This is a genomic window from Bdellovibrio sp., from assembly GCF_036384735.1.
Lineage (GTDB): Bacteria > Bdellovibrionota > Bdellovibrionia > Bdellovibrionales > Bdellovibrionaceae > Bdellovibrio.
Genome location: NZ_DASVLT010000031.1, coordinates 1 through 4,954 on the forward strand (window position 1 = coordinate 1; position 4,954 = coordinate 4,954).

Genomic DNA, 4,954 nt, shown 5'->3' on the forward strand with positions numbered 1-4,954 from the left:
CTCTGCGAAAGACGGTTCAAAAGATTCGTGATCTTGCCGGCCATGATCTTCTCAAGAGAAGAGCTGGCTAGTCCCATTCCGTACAGAAACAGGGCCACACCGCTGATGAGGATTATAAAAAATGAATTCTGTGTATCAATCATAGGGTCGGTCCTCGAATTTCAAGCTGCCCAAAGAATTATGATAGCAACTGTCCGCAAGAGATCAAGGGAAGAATCATGGCTTTCCAGAGATTGGCTTGCACTCCACATTCATCGCGGTATGATAAACGTTCGGAGGAAATATGAGCGGAAAAAATGAGCCCGTTTTAGTTGTTGCCGCTCTGATTCGTCGAGAGTTCGATGCTGATAAAAAAATCCTCATCGTGCGCAGAGGTCCCGGTCAAAGTGGCGCTGGATTTTGGGAGTTTCCCGGTGGTAAAGTCGAGCGCGGCGAAGATCCCAAGCAAGCTCTTGTTCGTGAAATCGACGAGGAACTTGGAATTCACATTCGCGTAGGGGAATTTCTAGGGGAGCAAGATTACGCATATCCCACAAAACTGATTCGATTGCGTGTCTATTGGGCGCAAACTCTGCAAGGTGATGTGGAGCTACGTGAGCACGACGCTTTGAAATGGTGCTCACCTCAGGAAATCATCGTCGATGACTTGTCCGCAGCGGATCGCCCCTTTGTGCCTTTAATTCTTCAAGGAAGTAAGTAGGATCTTTCGTCAGGTGTTGGAAGGCGACAGAAGTCCCTTTGGCCGAACCATGCGTAACGATTCTTTGCGATAAGTTTATAAAGCAGATCGCGAAGGGGACCTGGGATCAACCAGCCAATGGCGGTTAATTTATAAAGACCACCAAGACCCGAGAGGATTTTAAGAATAGCCGCAGAACGATAGTACAACTTACCAGACTCATAATAAACCACTGTCGATAGATCCGTGCGGTCTTTAGCTGGCAAAAGCTCTTCTGCGGTCGAGCCTTGCAGGGGAGCGAAGAGATAAGCATGGGATTTGTCTCGAGAAATGACAGCGTCGACGAACCCGTTACAAAGGTGACAGATACCATCAAAAAATACGACGTTTCTCATTTTCGCATCTACCTTTTCCATAGCAATCTCAGGCTACAATCTTTATAATAGACTTTCAAGGCGAGGAGTCCAGCACCATGGAAGTCTTTCTATTTCCTCTAGTCAATGTGACACTATTCCCGCGAACTACTAAGCCCTTGAACATTTTTGAACCTCGCTATCTTGCGATGATCAAAGATGCTATCGAGAGTCGCACACCTGTGGCTCTTGGCTTTATCGAAGATCCCTCTAAGGTTACGCCCGTTCGGCCAGGCGACTCCGTTCCCTTTGTTCGTGAGATCGCAGGGTATGGTTACGCTCAAATCGTCGAGGAAAGAGTCAACGGGACACTTTTGATCTTCTTGCAAGGGCAAGGCAAGTTACGTCTAGGCAAAGTTCTTGATCGCAAGACGTCCTATATTGTTTGCGAAGGGGAGATCATCCCAGAGAATAATATTTTAGAGGCGAACTTAAGACCGAAGCTGTCTTCTATGCACCGAGTGATGACTCGCTGGATTCATACGCACATTCCTGATCCGGCTCAGCAAGAAATGTTCATGCGAAACTTGTCTCATCCGGAAGAAATTGTTGGGGCCTTTTCGTCCTACATGGTTCGTGACTATGATTTGCAGCAGATGGTGCTTGAGTACAACGACATTAATGAAAAAGTCGATTTCCTTCATCGCTTAATGGAGTCTAACGAGCTTACAACTTAATATTGAAGCTCGAAAGTTGAGATCAGTCTTGAGCGAAGCCACGACGAGCAAAGAAGATCCACTGAAGTAAAACAACCCAGATCGTTTGCGCCAAAGTCAGATGCGCAATTTTCATCCATACTGGTGCATGCAAAAGCAACGTCGCCATGCCGAAGAAAATCCCCACGACAAGTAGCATGCTCATCTGCATAGACTTCTTTTGCACTAAGGTAGTTTCAGCAGTTTGTGCCTTCATCCAGAAGAAAAGAGCCAGAGATCCTGCGCCTAAAACTGCAAGCAATGGGTGTAAACCCCGAAGCCTGATCAAGAAATGAGATTGTGTCGAGAAGTCGGCAAAAAATCCGTCCATAATGTTGTCAGCAGGGAAGAGGGAGTTCGATAACGCCGCCCATGCGCCGGTGATTCCAATCGCAACGATCAGCCAAGGAAGATATTTGTATTTCTTGTAAGATGCTGTTGGTGTTGGCAAAGCTTCGCTCAGTGTTGCGGCAGCAAAAGTAAGAGCTACAGCTCCGGTCAGCATGAATGAATTCATTTGATGAAGGCCCATCACAAATGCGCGATAGGGCGTATCGTTTGTTGTCACCAGTTTGAACAGAACAAGCTTTGCGCCAAGCAATGCTTCGGTGATCATAAAGATCAAAGTTGCAAGGGCTGCTTTTCTAGCAAAGTGTTCCGCAGGATAAAGTTTGCGAGCGGCCCACCAGAAATAAATCACCACAAATCCATAGATGCCGGACATCAGGCGGTGAGCATACTCGATCCACGTTTTTCCACGTTGCGCCTCAGGAATGAGCTGTCCATGACACAGAGGCCATGTGTCGCCGCAACCGTCACCCGAGTGAGAGATGCGCACCCATGCTCCCCATAAAATAACGATGACAGTGTAAAGCAGAAGGCTAAATGCAAATTTCTTGTATCCAGATTTTGTCATAATACGAAAGTGAGTAACATGGCACTCAAAATGGGTCAACTTAGGCCCTGAGTTATTGACAGAAATAGTGCCGGGATGTCTAACTGAGTTATGTCTGAAAAGCACGACTCTCATCATCACAGTCATAGTCACAGCCACGGGGGTGGCCATCACCATTCTCACGCCCACGGGGCGATCATAGGGCGCATGCGCTTCGCCTTCCTGCTCAATTTAGGTTTTGCTATCGTCGAGCTTGTTGGCGGCATCATGACGAACAGTGTGGCGATTATGAGTGATGCTCTTCATGATTTCGGCGATGCACTCGCAATGGTCTTAGCTATCACAATGGAGAAAGTTTCTCATCGTTCGAGTGATGAGAATTATTCTTATGGCTATCGTCGTTTCTCCACCCTAGGGGCGGTCATCACGGGAATGGTTTTGACTGTCGGTTCTATTTTCATTTTGGTTGAGGCCATTCCGCGCTTGGTTCATCCTCAAGCTGTTCATACGGATGGAATGTTGATTCTTGCGATCTTTGGTGTCGCAATTAATGGTCTTGCAGCTATTCGCGTTTCGAAAGGGACGTCGTTGAATGAACGTATGCTGATGTGGCATATGATCGAAGATGTCCTTGGTTGGGTTTTGGTTTTGATCGGCGCTTTGATCATGAAGTTCTTCGACGTGCCCCAAGTGGATGCGGGACTCGCGATCGCCTTGTCATTTTGGATTTTATATAACGTCTTTCGAAATTTGAGAGAGGCGATGAAGGTCTTCTTGATGGCATCACCAGTTGGAACTTCTGTTGAAGAGGTCACCGCAGAAATCAAGAAGGTCGATCATATCGTGGATGTTCATCATGCCCACATCTGGTCTTTGGATGGGGAAAATCATGTCTTGACGGCCCATGTGGTGCTTGGAACAAACGCCAGCTTGCAAGACATGGAAAAAGCCAAGTTGAAGATTAAAGATGTCGTAAAAAAATTCGGCATCATCGAAGCCACGATCGAAACTGAGACACTGGGTTTTGGATGTGTCGATCCGACACATCGATAGATTCGGTAATTTTAGTTGAGAAGTATTTTCGTCACAAAATGAGACAAAAAATCTCATTTTGTATAGTTCCCAAGTCAAGCTCGCAAAAAGACTCAGTTTTCCCAAAAGTTTTATCCCATTTCTGCCGATAAAGACCCCATGATTGGGAATGGGGCGTCTATGACAACCACTACAGTACGTAACAATCGCGGAAGCGTGTTATTGCAAGTTCTCGCTGCAACAGCGGTGATGAGCATTTCATTTTACTTTCTATCTAACTACGTGATTGGTCAGAAACAACAAATTAGTAAAACATCGAATGTCGTAAGTCTTCGCTTTGCTTTGAACAGTACAATGGATTATGTGCTTTTTGGTATCCGCCAAAAATATTGTTTTATCGATCAGACTTTACTTCCGGATCAAGGAACGTGTGATCTTACCAGTCCCTATAGCGTTGAGCGTTTGATCATGTCGACAGATTCAGAAAACTTTATCCGTCAGATGGTGGCTCAGGGGACCTCTGTTGGTAATGTTGATGTGAATCACATCGGCCTTTCTTCGTTCACAGTGACGTTGAATCCGAGTGCAATTACGGCAACTCATCCTCTTTACTCAGTTGTGACTCAATTAAAAAACGTGAAAGATCAGACCACCAATTCGGTCATTCCGGTGTCCACCATTTCTGTGACTTTGACAAAGGACACTAGTGGATATTTGCCGCGTGCGGGTCGTGAAGTGTACCTTTCCGCGAAGGTCAGTTTGTTAAATAGCTTAGGTTCGGTTATTAAGTTATCAAATCGTGAATTGTCTCTAACATCCTCGATTGTTATTTATCCTCGTGAAGTAGGTTCATTCGCGTTATTAGTGCCGGAAGATCTGCGTATGGATGTGCCTTATAATACGACTATGAGTAATGGCGATGTAGCCATGCATCAGTTTAACAATCGTAAAGAGCTTGGTACTTCCACAGGGCTGGTTTTCCTAAGTCCCGTCTTTGTAAATAGAGATATTTATCTTCCTAAAGTCGGTGACACGGATGCCACAGCGGACACATCTCCTTACTCGGCTGTGACCTTCGCAGACCGTGTTTATATCGGAAATGGTTGGGTTCGCACGGCGGGGGGGGCTCAGCTTTATGCTCCTAGAACGACGGGCGGAATGTCAGATCGCTATTGGACCGATGCGACCAACTTTGGTGGTTTTTTAAAAGGTATTGAGATCGACGGTGGCTTGGATAAAG

5 protein-coding genes and 1 pseudogene are annotated in these 4,954 nt (G+C 46.1%); 4 read left to right on the plus strand and 2 right to left on the minus strand.

What is annotated here, in order from left to right:
- Positions 1-283 precede the first annotated feature (283 nt).
- Positions 284-700 carry a (deoxy)nucleoside triphosphate pyrophosphohydrolase gene (locus VF412_RS08800; RefSeq protein ID WP_331338862.1) on the plus strand — a complete coding sequence of 139 codons (417 nt, stop codon included), beginning with the start codon at positions 284-286 and terminating at the stop codon, positions 698-700.
- On the opposite strand, the gene VF412_RS08805 is transcribed toward VF412_RS08800, so the two are convergent.
- The gene (locus VF412_RS08805; protein ID WP_331338863.1) at positions 685-1,095 is read right to left on the minus strand and encodes a thiol-disulfide oxidoreductase DCC family protein; all 411 of its coding nucleotides are present in this window, start codon (positions 1,093-1,095) and stop codon (positions 685-687) included. The genes VF412_RS08800 and VF412_RS08805 overlap by 16 nt on opposite strands.
- Before the next feature lie 56 nt (positions 1,096-1,151).
- Between VF412_RS08805 and VF412_RS08810 the strand changes: the two genes are divergently transcribed.
- A complete protein-coding gene (locus tag VF412_RS08810) occupies positions 1,152-1,769 on the plus strand; it encodes an LON peptidase substrate-binding domain-containing protein (RefSeq protein ID WP_331338864.1) in 618 nt (205 codons plus the stop codon).
- 22 nt (positions 1,770-1,791) lie between these two features.
- On the opposite strand, the gene VF412_RS08815 is transcribed toward VF412_RS08810, so the two are convergent.
- Positions 1,792-2,703 (minus strand): COX15/CtaA family protein, encoded by a 912-nt coding sequence (locus VF412_RS08815; RefSeq protein WP_331338865.1) that lies wholly within the window; start codon positions 2,701-2,703, stop codon positions 1,792-1,794.
- A 90-nt stretch (positions 2,704-2,793) separates the two neighbouring features.
- Between VF412_RS08815 and VF412_RS08820 the strand changes: the two genes are divergently transcribed.
- Entirely contained in the window at positions 2,794-3,735 is a 942-nt protein-coding gene (locus VF412_RS08820) for a cation diffusion facilitator family transporter (protein ID WP_331338866.1), read from the plus strand.
- 159 nt (positions 3,736-3,894) lie between these two features.
- Positions 3,895-4,954, plus strand: a pseudogene (locus tag VF412_RS08825) (hypothetical protein); the annotation flags it as partial.